At 73.5% G+C, this 24,163-nt stretch carries 22 protein-coding genes and 1 pseudogene; 7 read left to right on the forward strand and 16 right to left on the reverse strand.

The features are described from left to right. Positions 1-24: 24 nt before the first annotated feature. Positions 25-624, reverse strand: coding sequence for a GNAT family N-acetyltransferase (locus EDD26_RS11640; RefSeq protein ID WP_123698567.1), 600 nt, complete (start codon positions 622-624; stop codon positions 25-27). A 97-nt stretch (positions 625-721) separates the two neighbouring features. Between EDD26_RS11640 and EDD26_RS11645 the strand changes: the two genes are divergently transcribed. From EDD26_RS11645 to EDD26_RS11655, 3 genes are read left to right on the forward strand one after another with little or no spacing between them, the layout of a single operon-like run. Then, entirely contained in the window at positions 722-1,861 is a 1,140-nt protein-coding gene (locus EDD26_RS11645) for a DNA glycosylase AlkZ-like family protein (RefSeq protein WP_170165629.1), read from the forward strand. A 9-nt stretch (positions 1,862-1,870) separates the two neighbouring features. Further along, on the forward strand, positions 1,871-2,788 hold the full coding sequence (locus EDD26_RS11650) for a diacylglycerol/lipid kinase family protein (RefSeq protein ID WP_123697867.1): 918 nt from the start codon (positions 1,871-1,873) through the stop codon (positions 2,786-2,788). Further along, entirely contained in the window at positions 2,785-3,840 is a 1,056-nt protein-coding gene (locus EDD26_RS11655; protein ID WP_123697868.1) for a phosphatase domain-containing protein, read from the forward strand. The genes EDD26_RS11650 and EDD26_RS11655 overlap by 4 nt, the downstream gene beginning before the upstream one ends. Here EDD26_RS11655 and EDD26_RS11660 read toward each other — a convergent pair. From EDD26_RS11660 to EDD26_RS11670, 3 genes are read right to left on the reverse strand one after another with little or no spacing between them, the layout of a single operon-like run. Beyond that, positions 3,837-4,226 carry a VOC family protein gene (locus tag EDD26_RS11660; protein WP_123697869.1) on the reverse strand — a complete coding sequence of 130 codons (390 nt, stop codon included), beginning with the start codon at positions 4,224-4,226 and terminating at the stop codon, positions 3,837-3,839. The genes EDD26_RS11655 and EDD26_RS11660 overlap by 4 nt on opposite strands. A gap of 7 nt (positions 4,227-4,233) precedes the next feature. Beyond that, a complete protein-coding gene (locus tag EDD26_RS11665; protein ID WP_123697870.1) occupies positions 4,234-6,243 on the reverse strand; it encodes a S9 family peptidase in 2,010 nt (669 codons plus the stop codon). After that, the gene (locus tag EDD26_RS11670) at positions 6,243-7,034 is read right to left on the reverse strand and encodes an SDR family oxidoreductase (RefSeq protein WP_245989877.1); all 792 of its coding nucleotides are present in this window, start codon (positions 7,032-7,034) and stop codon (positions 6,243-6,245) included. Before EDD26_RS11670 ends, EDD26_RS11665 begins: the two co-directional genes overlap by 1 nt. Positions 7,035-7,143: 109 nt before the next feature. Between EDD26_RS11670 and EDD26_RS14770 the strand changes: the two genes are divergently transcribed. The 3 genes and pseudogenes from EDD26_RS14770 to EDD26_RS11685 all read left to right on the forward strand — a co-directional run bounded on the left by EDD26_RS14770 (position 7,144) and on the right by EDD26_RS11685 (position 9,620). Continuing rightward, entirely contained in the window at positions 7,144-7,602 is a 459-nt protein-coding gene (locus EDD26_RS14770; RefSeq protein ID WP_245989878.1) for an NfeD family protein, read from the forward strand. Positions 7,603-7,617: 15 nt separating this feature from the next. Beyond that, positions 7,618-8,535, forward strand: a pseudogene (locus EDD26_RS11680) (SPFH domain-containing protein); the annotation flags it as partial. Positions 8,536-8,861: 326 nt separating this feature from the next. After that, positions 8,862-9,620, forward strand: a complete 759-nt coding sequence (locus EDD26_RS11685) for a glycerophosphodiester phosphodiesterase family protein (protein WP_123697872.1) — start codon at positions 8,862-8,864, stop codon at positions 9,618-9,620. 501 nt (positions 9,621-10,121) lie between these two features. Here the strand turns inward: EDD26_RS11685 and EDD26_RS11690 are convergent. The 10 genes from EDD26_RS11690 to EDD26_RS11735 all read right to left on the reverse strand — a co-directional run bounded on the left by EDD26_RS11690 (position 10,122) and on the right by EDD26_RS11735 (position 20,688). Continuing rightward, on the reverse strand, positions 10,122-10,850 hold the full coding sequence (locus EDD26_RS11690; RefSeq protein ID WP_123697873.1) for a glycosyltransferase: 729 nt from the start codon (positions 10,848-10,850) through the stop codon (positions 10,122-10,124). Further along, entirely contained in the window at positions 10,843-12,483 is a 1,641-nt protein-coding gene (gene lnt, locus EDD26_RS11695; RefSeq protein WP_123697874.1) for an apolipoprotein N-acyltransferase, read from the reverse strand. Before lnt ends, EDD26_RS11690 begins: the two co-directional genes overlap by 8 nt. Next, on the reverse strand, positions 12,480-14,909 hold the full coding sequence (locus EDD26_RS11700; RefSeq protein WP_123697875.1) for a DEAD/DEAH box helicase: 2,430 nt from the start codon (positions 14,907-14,909) through the stop codon (positions 12,480-12,482). Before EDD26_RS11700 ends, lnt begins: the two co-directional genes overlap by 4 nt. Further along, the gene (tatC, locus tag EDD26_RS11705; RefSeq protein ID WP_245989885.1) at positions 14,906-15,691 is read right to left on the reverse strand and encodes a twin-arginine translocase subunit TatC; all 786 of its coding nucleotides are present in this window, start codon (positions 15,689-15,691) and stop codon (positions 14,906-14,908) included. Before tatC ends, EDD26_RS11700 begins: the two co-directional genes overlap by 4 nt. A gap of 4 nt (positions 15,692-15,695) precedes the next feature. Next, positions 15,696-15,908, reverse strand: a complete 213-nt coding sequence (gene tatA, locus EDD26_RS11710; protein ID WP_123697876.1) for a twin-arginine translocase TatA/TatE family subunit — start codon at positions 15,906-15,908, stop codon at positions 15,696-15,698. 69 nt (positions 15,909-15,977) lie between these two features. Further along, positions 15,978-16,931, reverse strand: a complete 954-nt coding sequence (locus EDD26_RS11715) for a helix-turn-helix transcriptional regulator (protein WP_123697877.1) — start codon at positions 16,929-16,931, stop codon at positions 15,978-15,980. Then, positions 16,928-17,938, reverse strand: coding sequence for a helix-turn-helix transcriptional regulator (locus EDD26_RS11720; protein ID WP_123697878.1), 1,011 nt, complete (start codon positions 17,936-17,938; stop codon positions 16,928-16,930). Before EDD26_RS11720 ends, EDD26_RS11715 begins: the two co-directional genes overlap by 4 nt. Positions 17,939-17,948: 10 nt before the next feature. Then, the gene (locus EDD26_RS11725; protein ID WP_123697879.1) at positions 17,949-18,929 is read right to left on the reverse strand and encodes an FKBP-type peptidyl-prolyl cis-trans isomerase; all 981 of its coding nucleotides are present in this window, start codon (positions 18,927-18,929) and stop codon (positions 17,949-17,951) included. Positions 18,930-18,961: 32 nt separating this feature from the next. Beyond that, positions 18,962-20,020 carry a tRNA (adenine-N1)-methyltransferase gene (locus EDD26_RS11730; protein WP_425453445.1) on the reverse strand — a complete coding sequence of 353 codons (1,059 nt, stop codon included), beginning with the start codon at positions 20,018-20,020 and terminating at the stop codon, positions 18,962-18,964. Continuing rightward, on the reverse strand, positions 20,017-20,688 hold the full coding sequence (locus tag EDD26_RS11735) for an HAD family hydrolase (RefSeq protein WP_245989886.1): 672 nt from the start codon (positions 20,686-20,688) through the stop codon (positions 20,017-20,019). Before EDD26_RS11735 ends, EDD26_RS11730 begins: the two co-directional genes overlap by 4 nt. 105 nt (positions 20,689-20,793) lie before the next feature. Between EDD26_RS11735 and EDD26_RS11740 the strand changes: the two genes are divergently transcribed. Next, complete coding sequence (locus EDD26_RS11740) at positions 20,794-21,732, forward strand: PAC2 family protein (protein ID WP_245989888.1); 939 nt, start codon at positions 20,794-20,796, stop codon at positions 21,730-21,732. A gap of 285 nt (positions 21,733-22,017) precedes the next feature. Here EDD26_RS11740 and EDD26_RS11745 read toward each other — a convergent pair whose 3' ends face one another. Together EDD26_RS11745 and EDD26_RS11750 are read right to left on the reverse strand one after the other, a co-directional pair. Beyond that, positions 22,018-23,301: a cysteine--1-D-myo-inosityl 2-amino-2-deoxy-alpha-D-glucopyranoside ligase gene (locus tag EDD26_RS11745; protein WP_123697880.1), complete on the reverse strand. Its 1,284-nt coding sequence runs from the start codon at positions 23,299-23,301 to the stop codon at positions 22,018-22,020. A 13-nt stretch (positions 23,302-23,314) separates the two neighbouring features. Next, the gene (locus EDD26_RS11750; RefSeq protein WP_123697881.1) at positions 23,315-24,148 is read right to left on the reverse strand and encodes an undecaprenyl-diphosphate phosphatase; all 834 of its coding nucleotides are present in this window, start codon (positions 24,146-24,148) and stop codon (positions 23,315-23,317) included. Between the last annotated feature and the right edge of the window lie 15 nt (positions 24,149-24,163).

The raw sequence follows: 24,163 nt of genomic DNA on the forward strand, positions 1-24,163 counted from the left end.
CCGCGAGCGCACGCGCCCGTGGGCTCAGCCGGCGTCGCGGCGCATGACGACCCGGCGCTTCGTCGGGTGCGCCACCTCGATGAGCCCCGCGGCCGCGAAGGTCGGCACGGTGCCGACGTGCAGCTCCTCGTCGATGACGGCGGTCGTCACGATCGGGTACGCCTCGACCGCGCGCGCGCCCCGGTCGAGAGCGAAGCGCACCGCCGCCGCTGCGAGCTGGCGGCTGATGCCCTGCCGTCGGTGGCCGGCGCGCACGAACAGGCAGGTGATTGCCCAGACGCTCAGGTCGGCGGGATCCTCGTGCCGCCTCAGCCACGGCACGGTGAAGACACGCACGAGCCCCCGGTGCTCGCCGCGCGGAGCGACCGCCGCCCAGCCGACCGGCTCGTCGTCGAGGTACGCGACCAGCCCGCTGGTCGTCGCCGCGTCCGGGTCGCCGGCTGCGGTCTGCTCGAGCTGCCGGGCGATCCGCTCCTCGACGGGCATGCCGCCGAAGCTCTCGCCGCGCTCGAGCCGGTAGCGCTGGCAGCGGCAGCGCGCGCCGACGCCGCGAGCGCCGAAGACCCCATCGAGGTCGTCCGGGCTCGCCTCGTTCGCGGGCACGATGCGCAGCGGCGCGTCCATGCGGCGATCATGCCGCACGCCGCCGTCAGCGGTCAGCGGTGCACGTGACCGCGCGCGGCATCGGTCCGCGTCGGCGCGGCGCCGTACGATCGGCGCCATGCCCGCAGCCGTGCGCACCGTCTCGCGCGAGGATGCGCGCCGGATCGCCGTGCGCGCGCAGCTCCTCGACGCCGACCGCGCCGCGGTGGCCGGCTCCGACGATCTCGCCGACGTCGTGGCGCAGCTGACCGTCCTGCCGCTCAACCCGACCGACATCGTCTGCCCGTCCGCCGAGCACGTCGCCTGGACGCGCATCCCGGACATCGCGTTCGACGACGTGCGACGGGCGGTCGAGGTCGAGCAGACGCTGTTCGAGCACCTGGGTCCGCATCGCCACCCGATGCCGGCGTGGGCGATCGGGCTGCGCGCGATGCGCGACCTGCCGTGGCTGCTGGCGATCGGGCGCGAGCCGACCGCGATCGGCGAGGGCAGCCGCGCGTGGCTTGAGGCGAACGCGGGCTTCCGCGAGCGGGTGCTCGAGCAGCTGCGGCTCGACGGCCCGCTCCCCCAGGCCGACATCGCCGACACCGTCGACGCGCCCTTCCGCTCCAGCGGCTGGAACACCGGGCGCGACGTGGCGATGCTGCTCGAGCTCCTCCAGGTGCGCGGCGAGGTCGTCGTCGCCGAGCGCGTCGGGCAGTCCCGCATCTGGGATCTCGCCGAGCGCGTGCTGCCGACCGTCGACGCCCCCGCGCTCGACGCCGCCTGGACGACCTGGCGCGAGCGCTGGCTCCGCGCGTCCGGTCTCGAGCGGCGCACCCACCTGGGCGAGGTCGGCGAACCGGTGCGGATCGACGGGATGCGCGGCACCTGGCGGCTCGATCCGCACGCGAGCGCGGCCGACTTCTCCGGGCGCGTGGCGCTGCTCTCGCCGCTCGACCGCCTCATCGCCGACCGCCGCCGGATGGTCGACCTGTGGGGCTTCGAGTACGCGCTCGAGCAGTACACGCCGCCCGCGAAGCGGCGCTGGGGCGTGCACGCGCTGCCGATCCTCGACGGCGACCGGCTCGTCGGCAAGGTCGACGCGCGCACCGATCGCGACCTCGGCGCGCTGCGCGTCGCCCGCATCCACTGGGACGCCGACCCGGACGCCGACGCCGCGCGGCTGCGCCGGGCCGTCGACGACGAGCTCGAGTCGATGGCGGCCTGGCTCGGGGTGCGCCTCGTGCTCGATGAGCGCCGCTCCCCCGCTCGCTAGCCTGAGCGCGTGCCCACGCTCGTCGTCATCGGCAACCCCACCGCGCGCCGGTTCGAGGGTGCCGTGGACGCCGTGCTGCGCGAGGCCGCCCGCGCCGGCGTCTATGCCAGGGTGGTGCCGACGACGCCGACCGAGGCGGGCGCGAGCCAGGCGCGCGACGCGGTCGCGAGCGGGGCGGATGCCGTGGTCGCGGTCGGCGGCGATGGCACGGTCCGCGAGATCGCGGCGGTGCTCGCCGGCACCGGGATCCCGCTCGGCATCGTGCCGGTCGGCACCGCCAACCTCTTCGCCCGCAACCTCGACCTCCCGCTCCGCGATGCCGAGGCGGCTGCGCGCATCGCCGTCTCGGGCGCCGCGGCGCCGGTCGACCTCGGTCGCGTCGTGCTCACCCGTGCCGACGGGACGCGGGAGCCGGAGCAGCCGTTCCTCGTCGTGGTCGGCGTCGGCAACGACGCCCTCGCCGTCGCCGCGTCGTCGCTGCGCGCGAAGCGCCGGGTCGGCTGGGCCGCCTACATCGCCGCGGGCGCCCGGAGGCTCGGCCACCCGAGCTTCGCCGTGCGCGGCCGCTTCGACGGCGGGCCGGTCGAGTCCGCGCACGCCTGGAGCGTCCTCGTGCACAACGCGGCGCGCATCCCTGCTGGCCTGCAGGTGCTCCCCGGCACGCGGCTCGACGACGGGCTGCTGCACGTCGCGGTCGTGAGCCCGCGCCACTTGGCGCACTGGGGCCGCATCGCGGCGGCCGGCGCCGGCATCGCGCGCGCCGAGGGGGTGCTGCGGCATCGCCGGGCCCTGCGGGTGACGCTCGGCGCGGTCGACGAGCCCATGCCCGTCCAGCTCGACGGCGATGCCGTGGGCCGCGTCGAGCGGCTCGACGCGCGCATCGATTCCGGCGCGCTCAGCATCCGGGTGACAAGATCACAGGTGTGAAGCCCACGCCCTCTCTCGCCGAGCTGCGCGCGGCCCCCGAGGGGTCGCTCGAAGCGCTGCTCGCCCTGAGCGATCTCGATCGCACGGTGGCCGCGATCTCGGGCAACCGGATCACCGGCCTGCTCCGCGGCGACGAGCGCCGGGAGCTCGTGCAGCTGCTGTGCGAGGAGCGCGTGGCCGAGCTCAGCCCGGCCATGCGTGCGCGCGTCGTGCACGCGCTCCGCCGGCTCGCGCCGAGCCCGGTCGTCTCCGCGGGCATCCGGTCGATGCTGGAGTCGCTGACCGGCGCCCCGTTCCGCGACATGAAGTACTCGCTCAACGCCACCGGCGACCGCCACGACCTGGAGCACGTCGTCTACGAGCGGCTCACCGAGGCCGACCGCGCCGCCGTGCTCGCGCACATCGCGCGCGAGGCCGAGGACGCGCCGTCGCACGACCTGCGCATCCTGTGCGACATCGATGACACGGTCAAGGCGATGCTCCACGACAGCCGCTACCCGCGGGGCAGGGTCTACCCCGGCGTCATCGAGCTGCTCATCGCCCTCGACCAGGGCCGCGCGGCGGAGCCGTCCCGGCCCGGTGACCTGACCTTCGTCACGGCGCGCCCGGAGGGCCCGCGCGGGCTCATCGAGCAGTACACGCGCAACGGGCTCGCGGGGCTCGGCTTGCCGCCGCACGCGGTGCTCGGGGGCTCGTTCCTCAACCTGTTCACGAAGGCGTCGATCAAGGAGCGCAAGCTCCAGAACTTCGATCGCGAGCGCGCGCTGTTCCCGGAGTGCCGCTTCATGTTCCTCGGCGACAGCGGTCAGGCGGATGCGCACGTCGGCGCCGAGATGCTGCGGCGCGGTCCCGACTTCGTCGTGGCGGTGCTGATCCACGAGGTCGTGCCGGTCGCCGGCGCCGCGCGCGACGCGTTCGAGGCCGCGGGCATCCGCTTCCACACGAGCTACGACGACGCGGCCAGGATCGTCCACCGCCTCGGCCTCATCGACACCGTCGCCCGCGATCGCGTCTTCAAGGCGGTCGACGCCGAGACGGGGACGATGACCTAGGCGTCCGCGCCCCTCCGGTGCTCGACGAGCGCCACCGTGTTGCCCTCGCTGTCGAGGATGAACGCCATCCGCTCCTCCGTGCCCACCGGGCCCAGCGTCGCGTCGGCGTGGCCGAAGATCGTGTGCGGCTCGGCGACGATCGAGACGCCGGATGCGCGCAGCCGCTCGACCCGCGCGTCGAGGTCGTCGACGGCGAAGTAGAGCAGCGCCGAGGGCGCGCCCCGCTCCAGCAGCAGCCGGGTGTCGCCCAGCACGAGGAACGCGAGGCCCGGCGGATCGAACGTCGCCGCCACCGACGTGCCCAGCAGGGTGGCGTAGAAGGCGGCAGCCCGCTCGAGGTCCTGGGCGCGCTGCGCCACCTGCACGAGCGGGCTGTCCCCGATCATGGTCCTGTCAGGCGCCGTGGTTCTGCGCCGTCGGCAGGTGCTTCGCCCACCAGCGCAGCACGTGCTCGAAGCGCTCCACCCGGTGCCGCGGCTGACCCGAGCGGGTCAGCTCGTGGTTCTCGCCGGGGAAGAGCAGCAGCGCCGTCTCCACGCCCTGGCGCTTGAGCGCCGCCCAGTAGCGCTGCGCCTGCTCGGGCGGGCACCGCCAGTCCTCCTCGGAGTGCACGACGAGCGTCGGCGTCCGCACGTCGCCGACGCGCGCCATCGGGCTCTGCGCGCGCACCGCCTCGGCGTCGGTGCCGGTGTACTCCCCGCCGAAGAACCAGCCGATGTCGCTCGTGCCGACGAACGTCTCCGGGTCGAGGAAGCCGCGCTCGACGATGGCCGCCGTGAAGCGCTGGTCGTTCGCGATGATCCAGGCCGTCAGGTAGCCGCCGTACGAGCCGCCCATGACGCCGAGGCGCTGCCCGTCGAGCTCGGGGTGCGCGGCGATCGCGCCGTCGAGGAAGTCGAGCACGTCGTGCATGTCGACGGTGCCCATCGACTGGCGGATCGCGAGCCCGTGCTCGCGGCCGTACCCGGCGGAGCCGCGCGGGTTGCACTGCACCACCGCGTAGCCGGCGGCCACCGCGACCTGCGCCTCGTCGAAGACGCCGATGCTGTACTGCGCGAAGGGGCCGCCGTGGATGTTGAGCAGCACCGGGTGCGGGCCCGGACCCTCGGGCAGCCAGACCCAGCCGTGGACGGAGCCGCCGTCGCGACCGGCGAGCTCGTGCTCGACGGGCTCGACGATGCCGGTGCGCTGCAGGCCGGCGCCGAAGTCGGTGATCACGGTGACGCCGCGGTCGTCGAGCACCGCGACCTCGCCGGCCGAGGTCGGGGTCGCGACTGTCGCGACGGTGACGCCCGCGCCCACGCCGTGGCCGACCACCTCGAGGTCGCCGCCGATGAGCTCCTTGATGCCGCCGCCCGTGACGTGCAGCAGCCGCACGCGGCCGCGGGTGCGCTCCTGCACGAGCACGCCGTCCTCCACGACGGTCGCGTGGCTGCCGCCCTCGCCGAGGTCGGCGCCGCCCTCGTCGGTGACCTCCTCGGGGTGCGCGCCCGGCTGCTCGAGCACGAGCAGCTGCGTGTGGCGGGCGACGAAGTCGCGGCCGGAGTCGCCCATCCGCTGGGCGAGCAGCACGAAGCCGCCGTCGGGCGTGGGCTGCACCTGGTCGACCGAGAGCCCCGCGCGCGACGAGAGGATCGTGTGCGGCTCGCCCTGCGGCACGTGCGCGTCGAACTCGACGACCGCGTTGACGAGGTCGTCGTCGCGGGTGGCGTGGCGGGCGGTGACGCACAGCACGCGCCGGCCGTCGCTCGAGAAGACGGGCGCCGCGTGGTCGAAGTCGCCGTGGCTCAGCTGGATGGCCGGCGCCGTGCGCGGCAGGTCGTCGCTCGTCGACGGCAGGTCGTGCGGGTGCGGTGCGCGCTCGTAGAACGGCTCGGCGTCGAGGTCGGGCATCGCCGCGACGAACACGTGCGTCCGGCGGCCGACGAGGCTGCCGGTGCCGTTCGCGAGGTTGCGGTTGCGGGTGATGAGGCGGGGCGACTCGTGCGCGGCGTCGAGTCCCTCGACGGAGCCGTAGCGGCCCGGCTCGATGACGGCACCCGTGCACGCGATCCGGTCGCCCTCGGGCGAGATCGCGAACGCGTCGACGCCGCCGTCGAGCGACGTCGCCTGCACGGGCTCGCCGCCCTCGGCGCGCATCGCCCAGACCTGCTGCTTGCCCTTGGCGTCGGCGCGCAGGAACAGCAGGGCCTCGCCGTCGGCGCTCAGCTGCGGCGCGCGGTCGGCGACGCCGCCGGTGATGCGGCGGCGGGTGCCGTCGGTGAGCGAGACGCGCCACAGCTGGCCCACGTTGCGGTTGGCGCGCAGGCTCGGTCGGCTGGTCGCGACGACCGCCCAGGTGCCGCTCGGGTGGACGGCGGGGCGAGAGAGCGAGACGAGCTGCTCGATGTCCTCGGCGCGCATCAGGCCTGCGCTCCCTCGGCCGCGCCGAACCCGGAGACGTCGCCCACGAGGCGCGTGCTGTCGTCGGGGACGGGGTCCACGGCGGCGAGCGCCACCTCGAGCGCGAACTCCTCGACGTTGTACAGCTTGCCGGCGTCCTCCCGGCGGCTCGCGATGGCGCCGGGGTTCGCACGCTCGAGCAGGGTCGCCGTGATGGTGCCCTCGATCATGTCGCCGGAGACCACGACGAGCTCGATCCCGCGCTCGCGGAGCGTCGGGATGCGCTCGCGGAGGGCGTCCTCGCCGGCGCGCTTCGAGCGGGCGACCGCCTCGTACTCGGGCATCGTCGGGGTGGTGCGGATGAAGTGCGCCTGGTGGCTCGTCACGAACACGACGCGCGCGCCGTCGCGCAGCACCGGCAGCGCCGCGTCGAGGAGCGCGACCTGGGCGTCGCGGTTGAGGCGCATCGCGTAGTCCTCGCCCATGCCGCTCTCCATGCCGCCCGAGGCGTTCATCACGAGGATGTCGAGGCCGCCGAAGCTCGCGCGTGCCGCCTCGAACATGGCGGCGACGCTGTCGGCGTCGGTGAGGTCGGCCTGCACCGCGATCGCCCGCACGCCCTGCTGCTCGGCGGCTGCGACGACCTTCTCGGCCCGCGGCGCCTTCGCCCGGTAGTTGACGACGACATCGGCGCCGGCGGCCGCCAGCAGCGCGACGGTCGCGGCGCCGATGCCGCGGCTCGAGCCGGTGACGAGGGCCGTGCGGCCGGTGAGCGAGCCTGGCTCGAGATGGGCGGGTGCGGTGTTCGGCACGGGAGCTCCTTCGTTCCCATCGACCCTACTGCTACGCCGCGGCGAGGGCGCTGGCGCGGGCGCCTGCGTGCCGGGCCCCATCCCAGGCTGCGCTCCCTATGCTGAAGGGGTGGATCTCGTCCAGTACGCGTGGGTCGTGTGGCTCGTGGTGGCACTCGTGTGCTTCATCATCGAGATGGTCACGCTCGAGTTCACCTTCCTCATGATCGGCCTCGCGTCGACCGTCGGCCTCGTCTCGAGCATCACTGGCCTGCCGTGGTGGGTGCAGATCCTCATCGCGGCCGCGGCGGCGCTCCTGCTGCTCTTCCTCGTCCGCCCGAAGCTGCTCGAGCGGCTGCAGGAGTCGGGCGAGGTCAACAAGCAGGGCATCGAGGCGCTGCTCGGCATGGCGGGCGAGGTGACGCGCTCGTTCGAGCGCGGCGCCGGCGAGGTGACCCTCGCGAACGGCGACGTCTGGACGTCCCGCCTCTCCCCCGCCGCGCAGCAGCGCGATCCCGACGTCGGCGAGCGCATCGTCGTCACCGCCATCGAGGGGGCGACGGCCATCGTCGTCCCCGCGCAGCGCTAACCCCAAGGAGCACCCATGCCGTTCGACGGACAATTCATCCTCGGAGGATTCCTGCTCGTCGTGGTGATCCTCGTCGTCCTGTTCGTGCTCGTCACGCTCTTCAGGTCGATCCGGATCATCAAGCAGGGCTTCACCGGTGTCGTCGAGCGCCTCGGCCGCTTCCACCGCGTGCTCCAGCCGGGCCTGAACTTCCTCGTGCCGTTCATCGACCGGGTCTCGTACCACGTCGACATGCGCGAGCAGGTGCGCTCCTTCCCGCCGCAGCCGGTCATCACCGAGGACAACCTCGTCGTCTCGATCGACACGGTCGTCTACTTCCAGGTGACGGATGCCCGCGCGGCGACCTACGAGATCGCCGACTACCTCTCGGCCGTCGAGCAGCTCACGACCACCACGCTCCGCAACGTCGTCGGTGGCATGAACCTCGAAGAGGCGCTCACGAGCCGCGACACGATCAACGGGCAACTGCGCAACGTGCTCGACCAGGCCACCGGCAAGTGGGGCCTGCGCGTGGGCCGCGTCGAGCTCAAGGCGATCGACCCGCCCCACTCCATCCAGGACTCGATGGAGAAGCAGATGCGCGCCGAGCGCGACCGCCGCGCCGCCATCCTCACCGCCGAGGGCTCGAAGCAGTCGCAGATCCTCGAGGCCGAGGGTCTGCGCCAGTCCGAGATCCTGCGCGCCGAGGGCCAGGCCAAGGCCCAGGTGCTCCGCGCGAAGGGCGACGCCGAGGCGCAGGTGCTGCTCGCCAAGGGTGAGTCGGAGGCCATCGAGCGCGTCTTCGCCGCCATCCACGAGGGCGACGCCGACGACAAGCTGCTGTCCTACCAGTACCTGCAGACGCTGCCGAAGCTCGCCGAGGGCGACGCGAACAAGCTGTGGATCATCCCGTCCGAGCTCACGGAGGCGCTGCAGAGCGTCGGCCGCGGGTTCCTCGAGGGCCGTGCCGACGTGCCGTTCCAGAAGTCGAAGGGCAAGCGCTCGGAGGCGGCGGAGCCGTCGATCCTCGACGAGACCTTCCAGGCCGACTCGGTGAGCGACGTCGAGGTGCCCTCGATCGCCGAGACGCTGCAGGCGAGCGGCATCGACCCGCAGGACGCCGGCCGCACCGACACCGTGTCGTCGACGACGTCGCTCGCCGACGAGACGCCCGACACCGACTACAGCGAGGCCATCGAGACCGCGCGCGAGGCGGCCGCAGAGGCGCCGCGCGCCACGGACGCCGACCAGGGCGTCGACGACGGCGGGTCGCCGCGGGCGTGAGCCCGTACCTGACCCCGGCCCCGCCGAGGGTGCTCGCGCATCGCGGGCTCGCCCTCGGCGCGCCGGAGAACACCATGATGGCCTTCATCGCGGCCGTCGACGCGGGCGCGACCTTCCTCGAGACCGACGTGCACGCGACCGCCGACGGCGTCGCCGTGCTCGCGCACGATCCCGGGCTCGACCGGGTCGCGGGCACCGACGTCGTGATCGAGCGCACCCTTTGGCGCGACCTGCAGCAGATCGACCTCGGTCAGGGCGAGGGCGTGCCGGGGCTGCGCGAGGCGCTGCTCGCGCTGCCCGACGCGCGATGGAACATCGACCTGAAGTCGGATGCCTCCGTCGTGCCCGCCGTGCGCGCGGTCGTCGAGGCGAAGGCCGTCGACCGCGTGCTGCTCACGTCGTTCTCGGAGCGGCGCCGACGGCAGGCGCAGCAGCTGCTGCCGGAGGTCGCGACCAGCGCCTCGAGGTCGATCGTGATGCAAGCCCTCGCGGCGCAGCGGCTGGGCCTCCGCTCCCGGCTGCGGGGCATCCTCGCGCCGGTCGTCGCGCTGCAGGTGCCGCGCCGCGCGAAGGGCGTCGAGATCGTCACGGAGCGGAGCGTCGCGGCCTTCCAGCAGGCCGGTGTCGAGGTGCACGTGTGGACGATCAACGACGAGGCCGAGATGCGCGAGCTGCTCGCGCTCGGCGTCGACGGCATCGTGACCGACCGCTGCGACCTGGCCCTCCCGCTCGTGAGCGGCCACTCCGGCACGTGAGTGGTCATTCCCGCGCGTGAGTGGTCATTCCCGCGCGTGAGTGGTCATTCCCGCGCGTGAGTGGTCATTCCCGCGCGTGAGTGGTCATCTCGGGATGTGAGTAGTCATCTCGGCGCGTTGAGTGGTCGCTGCGGGATGGGAATGGCCGCTGCGGCACGCGAGCGGCCGCTGCGGCGGGTCAGTGGTGCGGCAGGTGACCAGCGCATCCGGTGGGTGGGTCGCGGTCATCCCGGCCACCGAGCGGTCCCGACGCGGGAGTGACCGCTCAACCGCGGCAGTGACCACTCACCCGCGGGAGTGACCGCTCACCGGCAGGATTGACCGCTCACCTCCGGGAGTGACCACTCAAGTGCGGAAGTGACCACTCACTCGCGGGAGTGACCGCTCACCCGCGCGAGTGACCACTCACCCGCGGGAGTGACCACTCACCCACGGAAGTGACCACTCAAGTGCGGGGGTGACCACTCGACGCGAGCCGGGCACCTCCCGGGCGGCGTCGAGCTAGCGGGGCGCCTTCGGGAGCGCGCGCACGCCGGCGAGCGACCACTTGGTGACCGCGCCGAGCGTCGCGAGCTCCTCCGCGAGGCGCATCTTCGAAGCCCCGACCGCGCGCTCGATGAAGCCGATCGGCACCTCCGCGATCGTGCCGCCCGCCTGGGCGACCCGCACGGCCATGGCGATCTGGAAGGCATAGGCGTCGACCTGGATCGCGTCGAGGTCGACGTGCTCGAGCACGCGCGTGCGGTAGACGCGCAGCGAGCTCGTGAGGTCCTGCACGCCGGTGGCGAGCATCCCGCGCGCGTACGCGTTGCCGAGCCGCGAGAGCACCCGTCGGCGGAGGCCCATGTTGCGCACGTCGCTGCCCTCGACGAACCGCGAGCCGATCACGAGGTCGACGCCGCTTGCGGAGACCGCGAGCAGCTCCGGCAGGTCGTCGGCGTCGTACGAGCCGTCCGCGTCGGTGACGACGACCTTCGTCGCGCCGCGCGCCATGGCGAAGCGCATGCCCTCGATGACGGCCGAGCGGTAGCCGCGCTCCTCGCGGTGGATGACGAGCGTGCCCGCGTCGGCCTTGGCGAGCCGGTCGGCGAGCTCGCCGGTGCCGTCGGGGCTGCCGTCGTCGATGATCACGAGCTCGGCGTGCGGCACCGACTGGCGGAGCCTGCCGACCGTGCGCTCGAGCGTCTCGATCTCGTCGTAGGTCGGGACGACGATCATCACGTCAGGCATCCGCGCTCCTTCGGTCGGTGCTGCGCCGGGACCCGCGGCTCGCGATCGCGAGCCCGGCCAGTGCGAGCGCGGCGCCGATGCACAGCGCCGCGTCGACCCATGCTCCCAGACGGATGCCGGGAGTGACGGTCGTCGAGAGCGGCAGGTCCTCGAGCATCGTGCCCGGCTCGTACTGCTGCAGCCGGTCGATGACGGTGCCGTCGGGCGCGATCATCGCGCTCGTGCCGACCGTCGAGATGTTCACGAGCGCGCGGCCGGCCTCGACGGCGCGCAGCTGCGCGATCGCGAGCTGCTGCACGTTCTCGGCCGACCCGCGGCCGAAGTCGGCGTTGTTCGTCGGCGCGAGGATGATCTCGGCGCCGTGCGTCGCCACCATCTCCCGCGCGAGCTGGTCGTCGATGATGTCGAAGCAGATCGCGAGCCCTGCCGAGACGCCGGCGACGTCGAAGGCGTTGGCGCTCGAGGGGTCGACCGAGAAGTCGCGCGGGATGAGCTCGAGGAAGCCGAGCGCGTCGAGGACGGGCTCGAACAGCCAGCGCTCCGGCAGGTACTCGGCGAACGGCACCGGGTGGCGCTTGCGGTACTCCGCGACCGCGCCCTCCCCCGGCTCGACCTGCAGCAGCGCGTTGTACGTGTCGTCGCCGTCGCGGGTCACCGAGCCGACGACGAGCGGCGCGTCGAACGCGGTCGCCACCCTGTCGAGCGCAGCGAGCGTCGCGGGATCCTCGTCGGCGTAGAACTCGCCCGCGTTCTCGGGCCAGACGAGCAGGTCGAGGTCCTCACCCGCGAGCAGCCCGGTCGCGTCGACGTGCTCCTGCAGGATCTCGCCGCGCGTGTAGGGCGCCAGCAGGCCGGCCTCGCTCGCACCCTGGACCGCGCCCACGCGGATGCTGCCGGTCGTCTCGACTGGGAACGCCGGGATCGCGACCACCGCGATGAGCGCAGCTGCCGCGATCGTCAGCCGCCGGCGCAGGATCGTGCGGTGGTGGAGGACGAGCTGCAGCAGCAGCGCGGAGAGCGCCGCGAGCACGAACGTCAGGCCGGCGAAGCCGACCCAGCTCGTCGTGTCGGCGAGGGGGCTCGACGCCTGCGTGTGCGCGAGCCTGCCCCAGGCGAAGCCGCCCCACGGCACGCTCGACGACAGCGACTCGCGCAGCGTCCAGACGGCGCCGAGCAGCGCCGGCATGCCGAGGAAGGCGCCGAGCGGCCGCTGCAGGCGCGGCTCGCCCCAGCGCCACGCGAGCGCGAGCGCCATCCCGCCCAGTCCCCACCAGACCGCCATCCAGGCGGTGAGCGCGACGAGCGGCACGGCGCCGAGGTAGACGGTGATCCACTGGATGTGGAGCAGGAAGAAGATCGCGCCGGTGGCGAACCCGAGCCAGAACGCGGAGGGCAGCGAGCGGCCGCGCAGCGACGCCAGCGCGAGCGCGACCGCCGGCACCACGAGGAACCACCAGTCGAAGGGCTGGAAGGCGAACGGCAGCATCGCGCCGCCGAGGATGGACGCTGCCCACGCGTAGGCGAGCGGCAGGGGCTGGCGGGCGCGGAGGCGGAGCGTCGCCGCTGCGCGCGCGGGGCTCGGTCGCGCTGCGGGGGCCGCGGCGCTCGCCTCCGCGCCGGTGCGCGCGCTCACAGCGCCGACCCGGACGCCTCGACGACGCCGCGGCGGATGCGGTCGACGGCTTCGCCCGCCGTGCGCGACAGGCGCTTCGGCGCCACCTGCTCGAGCTGCTCGAGCACGTCGATGGTCTGCTTCGTCCAGCGCACGAAGTCGCCCGCGGCGAGCTCGGTGTCCTGCAGCACGGCCTCGAGCTGGTACCCGCGCGCCCAGCGATGCATCGCGAGGGTGAGCCCCGTCTGCAGCGGCAGGGTGCCGGGCAGCCGGTGCCCCTGCTCGAGGTCGTCGAGCTGCGCCCAGAGCCGCTGCGTCGCATCGAGCGCGTCGAGGAACGGTCCCTTCGGCAGCATCCGCTCCGGCAGCATGCCGTCGTCGCGCCTGCCCTCGTAGACGAGCGCGCAGGCGATGGCGGCGAGCGCGGGCGCGTCGAGCCCGGTCCACAGGCCCTGGCGGAGGCTCTCGGCGGTGAGCAGGTCGCGCTCGCCGTAGATGCGGCGGAGCACGTCACCCGCGGCCGAGACCCGCTCGCCGTCAGCGGTCTGCTCGAGGTAGCCGAGCTCGCGGAGGATCTCGGTGATGCGGTCGAAGCGCTCCGCGACCTGGCCGGTGCGGCGGTCGATCTGCCGCTCCGCCTTCTCGATGTCGCGGCGCAGCCGCCAGTAGCGCTCGCCCCAGCGGGCGTGCTGCTCGCGGTCCGGGCACGCGTGGCACGGATGCGCGCGCATCGCCGCGCGCACGCGCTTCAGCTCGCGCTGCAGCCGCTCGTGGTCGCCGTGGCTGAGGCCCTGCCGCTGGTCGTCCCGCTCGAGATCGGTCACCTCGCGCCGCAGCTGGGCGTACTCGCGGAAGTCGCCGAGGTGGCACGTCATCGACTCCTCGTAGCCGGCGAGGCTCGCGCGCTGGTCGACGACGCGGCGGGCGAGCTGCACGACGGAGCGGTCGGCCTGGAACTGCGCGAACGACGTCTCGAGCACCTCGCGGGTGCCGACGACGCCGAGCCGGTCGACGAGGTTGACGGCCATGTTGTAGGTCGGGCGGAAGCTCGAGTGCAGCGGGTAGGTGCGGCGGGAGGCGAGCCCGGCGACCTCCGCTGGCTGGAGGGCGCCGTTCCAGACGACGACGCCGTGGCCCTCGGTGTCGATGCCTCGGCGACCGGCGCGGCCGGTGAGCTGCGTGTACTCCCCCGGCGTGATGCGCACGCGGGCCTCACCGTTGAACTTCTCGAGCTGCTCGAGCACGACCGTGCGGGCCGGCATGTTGATGCCGAGCGCGAGCGTCTCGGTCGCGAAGACGACCTTCACGAGCCGCGCGCGGAAGAGCTCCTCGACGACCTCCTTGAACACCGGCAGCAGCCCCGCGTGGTGCGCGGCGACGCCACGCTCGAGCCCGTCGAGCCACTCGAAGTAGCCCAGCACGCCGAGGTCGGCGTCGTCGAGCAGCCGGCAGCGCTCGTCGACGATCGCGCGGATCTCGGCGCGGTCCTCGGGGGTCGTGAGCCGCACGCCGCCCTGGACGACCTGCCGCACCGCCGCGTCGCATCCGGCGCGCGAGAAGATGAAGTCGATCGCCGGCAGCATCTGCCGGTCGTCGAGCATCGCGATGAGCTCGACGCGGTCGACCCGGCCGCCGAAGCCGCCGCGACCCCTGCCGGGTCCGGGCCCGGGGCGGTGGCCGCCCTTCGCCGGGCGCCGCGAGCGGTAGCGGTTGTGGCCGCCGCGGTCGCGGTGGCCGTGCGACGCCGAGTCGGTGATGTCGCTGCCGCGGGCGAGCTCGACGAGCTCGCGGCCGGGCCTGTGCGACTCCTCGCCCGCCTTCGAGTCGAAGAGGTCGACGAGCCGGCCGCGGATGTGCACGTGCGCGTCGAGCGGCACCGGCCGGTGCTCGCTGACGATCACGCGGGTGTCGCCGCGCACGGCGTCGAGCCAGGCGCCGAACTCCTCCGCGTTCGAGACGGTCGCCGAGAGCGACACCATCCGCACGTGCCGCGGGAGGTGGATGATGACCTCCTCCCAGACGGCGCCGCGGAAGCGGTCGGCGAGGTAGTGCACCTCGTCCATCACGACGTACTCGAGCTCGGTGAGGTCGCGACCCTCGTAGAGCATGTTGCGCAGCACCTCGGTCGTCATGACCACGATCCGGGCGTCGCCGTTGATGGAGGTGTCGCCGGTGAGGAGGCCGACGGATGCGGGGCCGTAGACCTCGGTGAGCTCGCGGTGCTTCTGGTTCGACAGCGCCTTCATCGGCGTCGTGTAGAAGACGCGGCCGGTCGGCGCCTCCATCGTCATGTGTATGGCGAACTCCGCGACGACGGTCTTGCCGGCGCCGGTCGGCGCGGCGACGAGCACGCTCGAGCCCGCCTCGATCGCCTCGCACGCCTCCCGCTGGAAGGGGTCGAGGCCGAAGGGCATGGCCCGGGCGAAGGCGTCGGTGGCGTGGCTCATGCGACTCGGCTCTCCTCGGCCAGCGCGCGCTTCGCGCGCCGGCGATCGACGATGAGGGCGAACCCGGCGGCGGCGAAGTACAGCACGACCATCGGCACGGCGATGATGAACATGCTGAGCACCTCCCCCGCCGGGGTGACGAAGGCGCCGAAGAGCGTCGCGGCGAGCACGGCCCAGCGCCAGCCCTTGAGGATCGTCTTCCCCTCGTAGACCCCGGCGAGGTTGAGGAAGACGACGATGACCGGCAGCACGTAGGCGACGCCGACGGCGAAGACGAGCTTGAACGAGAAGTCCCAGTAGTCCTGGGCGCCGAGGTAGGCGCTGAACCCGGCCGGCGTGAAGCCGACGAACAGGCTGATGATGCGGGGCAGCACGTACCAGCCGGTCAGGCAGCCGCCGATGAAGAGCGGCACGGCGGCGCCGACGAAGCCGAAGACGTAGCGCCGCTCGACGCTGCGCAGGCCCGGCACGATGAACGCGAGCAGCTGCCACAGCCAGATCGGGCTCGACAGGATGATGCCGAGCATGAACGCGATGCGCATCTGCACGTCGAACGCCTGCGTGACGTTCGTGATGTTGAGGTCGACGGCGAGGCCCTGGGCGCGCAGGTCGTCGAGCGGGGAGCTCAGCAGCTGCAGCACGGGCGCAGCGAGGAAGAAGCCGCCGATCGCGCACAGCCCGAAGGCGATGCCTGCGATGAGGAAGCGCCGCTTGAACTCGCGCAGATGCCCGGCTAGCGGCATCCGGCCCTGGGGGTTCTCGATGCGGCCTCTGCGGGCCATCCGCCTACTTCCGGTCGGTGCTGGACGCGGTGTCGTCGGTCTCCGGGCGCGAGGAGGGGGCCGTGGCGTCGTCGCCCTTGACCTCCTTCTTCAGGATGTTCACGGACTGGCCGATGCTCCGCGCGAGTGCCGGGAGCTTCGTCGCGCCGAAGATGAGCACGACGATGATCAGGATGATCCACCAATGCGATGCCGCGTTGTTGAAGAAGCCGCCCATGATCGTTTCCCCTCGTCTGCCCTACGCAGCCATCCTACCGGCCCGCGTGCGCGGGCGACGCTTCCGCGCTCAGGCGGGCTGGCCGGGGTCGGCGCCGTCGTCGGCGCCGCGCAGCGCCTCGACCGCGAAGCGGTGCATCGCGCGGCGCAGGCTCGCGGGCGCGACGATCTCGGCGTCACCGCCGCACGCGGCGACCGCGCGCAGCACGCTCGGCTCGCTCCACACCTCGATGTCGAGCCGCACGCGCTCCCCGTCGATCGAGACGGGGTCGCTCGTGGCGTAGTCGGCGAGCATCGCCGCGGCCGCGCGCGTCGCGACGACCTGCGCCGTGCCGGCGACCACGCGCTCGTGCGGGGGCAGCTGCTCGGGCCACGCGTCGCCGACCGGCTCGATCGACTCGATCCGGTCGAGGCGGAACGTGCGCATCCCCTGCCGGTCGAGGTCGACGCCCTCGACGAAGACCTGCCCCTCGCGCAGCTGCAGGCGCACCGGGGCGACGCGGCGACGCGCGCTGCCCTCCCCGGGCTTGCGGTAGTCGATCGCGAGCACCCGGCGGTCGCGGATGGCATCGCGCACGACCTGCGCCGTGCGCGGCACGGCCCGGGCGTCGACCGCGACGGTGTCGGCGCCCGTCGAGGCGGCGCGGCGGAGCTTGGCGCGCAGCGCCTCGACGCGCTCTGGCGATGCGTCGGTGTAGCCCGCGACGAGCGCGAGCCCCGCGATGAGGGCGCTCGCCTCGCGCGGCGAGAGCCGCAGCGTCTCATCCTCGAAGGCGGGCCGCATCGTCACGGCGATGATGTCCTGCTCCTCGAACGCGTCGACGTCGATGTCGAAGCGCACGAAGTCGCCCGCGCCGTCGGGCACGCCCGACATGAACACGCGCTGCACCGCCTCGCGGATGCGCTCCTGGTCGACGCCGAAGTGGCGTGCCGCCTCCTCGACGGACGCGGAGCCCGACGCGCTGACGTACTGGATGAGCGAGAGCAGCAGCCCGAGGCCGCGCTCGACGCGACCGGCGCTCACGAGCCGCTCCCGTCGGCGTGCGCGTCGCGGATGCGCTCGAGCCGCTGGCGCACGAGCTCGCGCTGCTCGTCGGGCCAGACGACGGCGATGTCGGCGCCGAAGCCGGCGAGCTCGTCGGCGACGACGTGCCGGTCGGCGTGGTGGATCACGAGCAGCCGGCCCTCCTCGGCGGTGTCGGGCCGGTGCCGCAGGCGGATGTCGGCGTCGCTGCCGGGCACCGCGAGCACGCGCACCGTGGCGGTGCGCCAGATCTCCTCGAGCTTCTCGATCGCCGCCGACGCGGCGTCGGCCGGCGCCTCGAACGGCCGCTTCGGCGCGCGGTCGCGCACGGGCGAGACGATGCGCTGCATGAGGAAGGTGCGGGTGTCCTCCGCGCCGAGGTCGTGGCCGACGAGCATCCACCGACCCCGGAACAGCACGGTCGCCCATGGCTGCACCGTGCGCGTGCGCGGCGTGCGCTCACCCGGCTTCAGGTAGTCGAAGACCACCTCGCGGCCGCGGTCGGCGGCGCGCTTGAGCGCCTGGAACGCGCTCTCGCGCGGGCGCTGGCGCGGCTGGAGCACGTCGGCCGCCTCGCTGCGGCCGGGGGTGCGCTCGAGCGGCAGGCCGCCGCGGAACTCGGGGTCGGCGCGCAGCTTGAGCGCGGCGCGCTGCGCCTCCTCGGTGAGGCCGCCCTCATGCCAGACGCGCAGCGCGAGGTCGAGCAGCTCGCGCTCCTCGGCGTCGAACTGCAGCTCGGCGGGGTCGCCGAGCACGCCGTCGAGCACGCGGTAGCGGGCGTCGTGGTTGCTGTCGTCGCCCGGGGGCTGCACGACGTCGATGACGATGCCCAGCTCGCGGAGCGCATCCTTGTCGCGCTCGAACATGCGCTCGAGCGCGTCGCCCGGACGCTGCCCCTGGTAGCCGGCGACGCGCTCGAAGAGCTCGTGCTTCGTGACGCCGCCCCGCGTGTCGACGAGCGCGAGCAGGAGCGAGAACTGCCGCTCCTCGGCCTCGATGCGTGCCATCAGCTGGCGGTCATTCGGCGGCGGGCTCGAGACGGTCGAGGATGTCGATCACGAACAGGAGGTGCTCGCCCTCGCCGATCGACGCGGGGCGCGTCGCCGGGTCGTCGTAGCCGAGCTCCTGCGGGATCGAGACCACGACCTGGCTGCCGATCGGCTGGCCGACCACGGCATCCACGAATCCGGGGATGAGGCTGGCGTCGTCGATCGTGAAGACCGCGGGCGCGCCCGTCTCCCACGACGAGTCGAACACCTCCTCGGTCTCCCAGACGATGCCGGTGTAGTGCAGCAGCAGGCGGTCGCCCTCGGCGACCTCCTCGCCGGTGCCGCGGATGCTCTGCATCACGGTGAGGTCCGCGGGGGCCGGGCTGCCGGGGAACGTGACGCCGGGGCGGCCGTCGGGGGCGATCGCGATCGCGGGCATGCCCTGCTGGCCGGGGCGTGCGCTGCCCTCGGCGCGGCCGGCGCGCACGTCGCTGACGCCGAGCACGACGACGGCGGTGTCGGCCGGCGTGATGTCGAGCTCCGGCGACTCCGCCGTCGGGCCGAAGAGGCTCGAGATGGTGGTCGTCACGACGATGCTCGCGCCCGGGGCGCCGCACGCGACGGCGTCCGCGAGCACCGACTCGCCGCCGGCCGTGAGGCGCAGCGGGGTCGCGGCGGGCTGGCCCTCGGCCGACGCCTCGTAGGAGCTGGAGATGAGGGCGCCGGTCTTGCCGGAGTAGACGACGTAGTCGGCGTCGACGATGTCGCCCTCGCTCGCGCGCTTCCCCTCGCCGCCGAGCACCTGCGCCTGGTCGCCGTCGGAGACGAGCGGGATCTCGAACTCGACGGTCGGTGCGCCCTCCGCCTGCTCGACGCTCACCTGGCTCGTCGCCGCACCCGGCTGCAGGAGCGGCCCGCAGCCGTCGATGCTGCCCGCAGGCGCCTGGCACGCGGTGAGGCCGGCTGCTGCGACGAGCAGCGCGGCGATCGAGAGGGGGCGTGTGCGCACGGCGGTGCCTTTCGGGGTCGGGGAGGCTCGGGTCAGTCTACCTGCGCGGCCGACTCGGCCTCGTCGGGCGGGGTCGGGTCGGCAGGCGTCGACGGGGCCGTCGGTGCGGCGGCAGCGGGGCGCCCGCCGCTCGTGATCGCCTCCGCCTGGATGCGCGCGTCGCGCGCCGCCCGCCGGGCGCGCTTGTCGCTCGGCGTGCGGTCGCCGACCGCGCCAGGGGTCCACGCCTCGATGTCGGCGTCGGCGAAGTCGGCCTTCGCGGCACGGCGGCGGAACGACGGCAGGTCGACGCCGTCGGCGACGCGCCGGGCCGTCATGAGGAAGCCGGTGTGCGCGACCATCCGGTGGTCGGGGCGCACCGCGAGCCCCTCGACGTGCCAGCCGCGCACGAGCGTCTCCGACGACTTCGGCGCCGTGAAGCGGCCGTCGGCGCGGATCGCCTCGACGGTGCGCGAGAGCTGGGTGACGGTCGCGACGTAGCAGAGCACGAGCCCGCCGGGCCGGAGCGCCCGCGCGGTCGCCTCGACGCACTCCCAGGGCGCGAGCATGTCGAGCAGCACGCGGTCGGCCTCGCCGTCGGCGACGTGCGCCGGCAGCTCCTCGGCGAGGTCGCCGAGCACCGTCTGCCAGTTGTCGGGCCGGCCGCCGAAGAAGCCGGTGACGTTCGACTCGGCGACGGCGCGGAACTCCTCGCGCCGCTCGAACGAGACCAGCCGGCCGGTGCCGTGCAGCGCGCGCAGCAGAAACAGCGAGAGCGCGCCGGAGCCGACGCCCGCCTCGACGACCGTGAGGTCCGGGTGGATGTCGGCGAAGCCGACGATGTGCGCCGCGTCCTTCGGGTAGATGATCGCGGCGCCGCGCGGCATCGACATGACGTAGTCGTGGAGCAGCGGGCGGATCGCGAGGTGCGGGGCCTCCCCCACCATGACGAGCGAGCCGTCGTCGGCCCCCACGAAGCCCTCGTGCGGCACGGAGCCGTGCTGCGTGTGGAGGTGCTTGCCCTCGGTGAGCACGATCGTGTTCATCCGCTGCTTCGGGCCGGTGACCTGCACCACGTCGCCCCACTGGAAGGGGCCGGTCCTGCCCATCATGCGCGGGCCTCTCTGATCGCGGCCGCGAGGTCCGCCGGGGTGCGCCCGGCGAGGGTGGGCCAGTGGATGACGCCGGGCACGCGCGAGACGTCGACGGCGTGCGGCACGCCGATCGTGGTGATGCCCGCGGCGAGCGCGCTCGCGACGCCGGTGAACGAGTCCTCGATCGCGACCGCATCCGCCGGGTCGACGCCCAGCAGCGACGCGCCGCGCAGGTAGGGCTCGGGGTGCGGCTTGCCGCGCTCGCACTCGTCGCCCGCGACGGTCGCGTCGAAGGGCGCGGTCCCGAGCGCCGCGGCGAAGGCGGCCTCGATGCGGTCGACGAGCGCGCGGGTCGACATCGTCACGAGCGCGACGGGCACGCCCTGCTCGCGCAGCTGGCGCAGCAGCTCGAGCGCGCCGGGCCGGGCGGGCAGGGTGTCGCCGAGGTCGGCGATCACCTCGCCGACGAGGCGCTCGACGATGGCGTCGGCCTCGAGCGGCACGCCCCGGGCGATGAACGCGCGGGCGCCGTCCCAGAGGTCGATGCCGACGAGCGACTCCGCGTCGTCGGCGGTCCAGGGGATGTCGAACTCGGCGGCGAGGCGAGCCTCAGCGGCCATCCACGACGGCTCCGAGTCGATGAGGGTGCCGTCCATGTCGAACAGCACGGCGGCAGGCAAGATCACCGAGCCAGCCTAGTCGCGCGGGGTCGGCGGCTCTGACGGGCCGTCGCTCCGGGGCTCCACCGGGCGAGCGTAGACTCGGCGCTTGACGTGGAGGAGGTGCCAGGCGTGGCACGAGGACCGATCGAGGGCCGCATCATGGTGGTCGCGTTCGAGGGCTGGACGGATGCCGGCGATGCGGCGAGCGGCGCGGTGCGCCGGCTCATCGAGGCGTGCGAGCTCGAGGCGTTCGACGAGATCGAGCCGGACGAGTTCGTCGACTTCGCGATGCACCGGCCGGTGGTGCGCACGCTCGAGGACGGCACCCGCGCGCTGCAGTGGCCGTCGACGATCGCCTACGCGCCGACCAAGCCGTCGAGCCGCGAGGCGCTCGCCGAGGACGCGGGGCTCGACGTCTCGAGCGGCAACGAGGGCGAGATCTTCGCGCTCGTCGGTGCGGAGCCGAGCCGCAACTGGACCGCGTACGCGGCGGAGTTCCTCGAGATCGTGCGCGGGTGCGAGGTCGACGCGATCGTCTTCGTCGGCGCGATGCTCGCCGACGTGCCGCACACGCGGCCCATCTCGACGTCGATCACGAGCGACAGCCGCGAGCTGCAGGCGCGCCTCGGGGTGCTGCAGAGCGAGTACGAGGGGCCGACGGGCATCATGACGGTGCTGTCGCTCGCGGCGCAGGAGGCGGGCGTCCGCACCGCGTCGCTGTGGGCATCCGTGCCGCACTACGTGCACAACGCACCCGCGCCGAAGGCCGTCATCGCGCTCGTCGACCAGCTGTCCGAGATGGTCGACGTCACGATCCCGCTCGGCGACCTCGTCGAGCAGTCTGGTGAGTGGGAGCGCGGCATCGACGAGCTCACCGAGCGCGACGACGACATGCGCGCCTACATCGGCAAGCTCGAGGAGCAGCGCGACGCGGTCGAGAGCCCGGAGGCGTCGGGCGAGGCGATCGCGCACGAGTTCGAGCGCTTCCTGCGGGACGAGAGCAAGAAGCCGACGGACGGACCCGCAGCGGCCGACGACGACGACGCCCCGCCGGCGCCGCCCGTCTGACCCTCCGGCGAGCTCACCGCCGACAGGTGGGGCTGCCCGCGCCAGGTGGGCCTGCCCGCGACAGGTGGGCCTGCGTAGCCACCCGTCGCGGGCAAGCCCGTCCCTCGCTGGCCGAGCCACCCCTAGCGGCCAAGCCCACCCCTCGGCGAGGTCGCGACGTCGATTGGTCACTTGTGGCTGCCCTCGAGCGCTGTAGCCGACCGCACGTGACCACTCGGCGCCCGCTCCGGGCGGGAGCGACCACTCGGCGCCCGTTCGGGGCGGGAACGACCGATCGGGGCCGGGTCAGCGCGGCTCGACGGTCCGCAGGTCGATGCCCAGCAGCGCGTCGATCGCGGCGAGGCTGCCCTCGTCGGCGGGCGCGCGCAGGATGAACGCATCCACCGCCTGCAGCGCCGCCGGCGTGTGCAGGTCGTCGGCGAGCGTCACGCGCAGCCAGGGCACGATCGACTCCGCGAGCGACGGGTCGTCGTCGGGCATCGTCGACCACGCGAGCCAGCGGTCGAGCCGCTGCTCCGCTGCCTCGAGCATCTCCGGGAACCACTCCCAGTCCTCGCGCCAGTGGTGGTCGAGCAGGGCGAGCCGCACCGCCGCGGGCCGTGCGCCCTCCTGCAGCAGCCGCGAGACGAGCACGAGGTTGCCGAGCGACTTCGACATCTTCTCGCCTTCGAACGCGACGAGCCCGGCGTTGAGCCGCACGTCGCTGAACATCGGCGCGCCCAGCGCGAGCGCGTGGTGCCCCTGCATCTCCTGGTGCGGGAAGCGCAGGTCACGGCCGCCTGCGGCCACCGTGAACGGCGCGCCGAGCTCCTCCATCGCGATCGCCGTGCACTCGACGTGCCAGCCGGGCCGGCCGCGGCCGACGGGCGAGTCCCATGCGGGCTCCCCCGGGCGCTCGGCGCGCCACAGCAGCGGGTCGAGCGGCGAGCGCTTGCCGGGGCGGTCGGGGTCGCCGCCGAACTCGCGCGTGAGCTCGAGCATCTCGTCGGCGCCCGTGCGGCTGCCCGTGCCCATCGGGAACTGGCGCCGCTTCGCCGAGTCGAAGAGCACGTCGACGCCGTCCGCGTCGACGGCGCCCTCGGCGGGCAGTGTGTAGGCGTCGCCGGTGTCGAGCATCCGCTGCACCGCCTCGGCGATGGGCTGGATGCGCTCGGTCACCGCGACCCAGGAGTCGGGCGGCAGGATGCGCAGCGCCTCCATGTCGCCGCGGAACAGCTGCTGCTGCCGATCGGCGAGCTCGCGCCAGTCCACGCCGTCGCGCGCGGCGCGCTCGAGCAGCGGGTCGTCGACGTCGGTCGAGTTCATCGCCGTGCGCACCTCGATCCCGGCGTCGAGCCACACGCGCGTGAGCGTGTCGAACGCGAGGTAGGTGAACGCGTGCCCCAGGTGGGTCGCGTCGTAGGGCGTGATGCCGCACGTGTACATGGATGCGGTCGGCCGGTCGTCCGGACCGCCGGCGGGGATGACGGCGCGGCCGTCGCGCCGCACGTCGTGGACGCTCGGCCGCTCCCCCGTGCCGTGCCCGAGCGCGTCGAGCGACGGCACCTCGGCGCGCTGCCAGGACCTCACTGCCTGCCCCCGATCACTGGGCGTCGATCCAGCCGGCGCTCAGCGCGACCAGCAGCACCGCGCCGAGCGCGATGCGGTAGATGACGAACGGCAGGAAGCTGCCGCGCGAGATGAAGGCCATGAGCCACTTGATGACGGCGATGCCCACGAGGAACGCGACGATCGTGGCGACGATCGTCGGACCCCAGCCGAGGCCGACCGACGACGGCTCGGTGATCGCCTGCGCCGTCTCGTACAGGCCGGCGCCGAAGACGGCGGGCACGGCGAGGAAGAACGCGTACTTCGCGGCCGCGGGGCGCTCGTAGCCGAGCGCGCGGCCCATGCTCGTCGTCGCGCCGGAGCGGGAGACGCCGGGCACGAGCGCGAGCACCTGGGCGAGCCCGATGAGCAGTCCGTCGCGGTAGGTCGTCGTCTCGAGCGTCTTCACGCGCTTGCCGAGCATGTCGCACAGGCCGAGGATGATGCCGAAGACGATCAGCACCGTGGCGGTGATCCACAGGCTCCGCCACTGGTCGCGGATGAGGTCCTGGAAGAGCACGCCCGCGAGCACGATCGGGATCGTGCCGATGATGACGAGCCAGCCCATCTTCACGTCCGGGTCGTCCTTCGCGACCCGCCCGCGCAGCGAGCCGAACCACTTCGCGATGATGCGCGAGATGTCGCGCCAGAAGAACACGACGACCGCGATCTCGGTGCCGATCTGCGTGATCGCGGTGAACGTCGCGCCCGGGTCCTCCGCCCCGGGCAGCAGCTCACCGGCGATGCGCAGGTGCGCGCTCGACGAGATGGGCAGGAACTCGGTGGCGCCCTGGAGCACTCCGAGCAGAATCGCGATCAGCCAGTCCATGGTCCCTAGGTCAGT

The sequence above is a fragment of the Agrococcus jenensis genome (genome assembly GCF_003752465.1).
Taxonomy (GTDB): domain Bacteria; phylum Actinomycetota; class Actinomycetes; order Actinomycetales; family Microbacteriaceae; genus Agrococcus; species Agrococcus jenensis.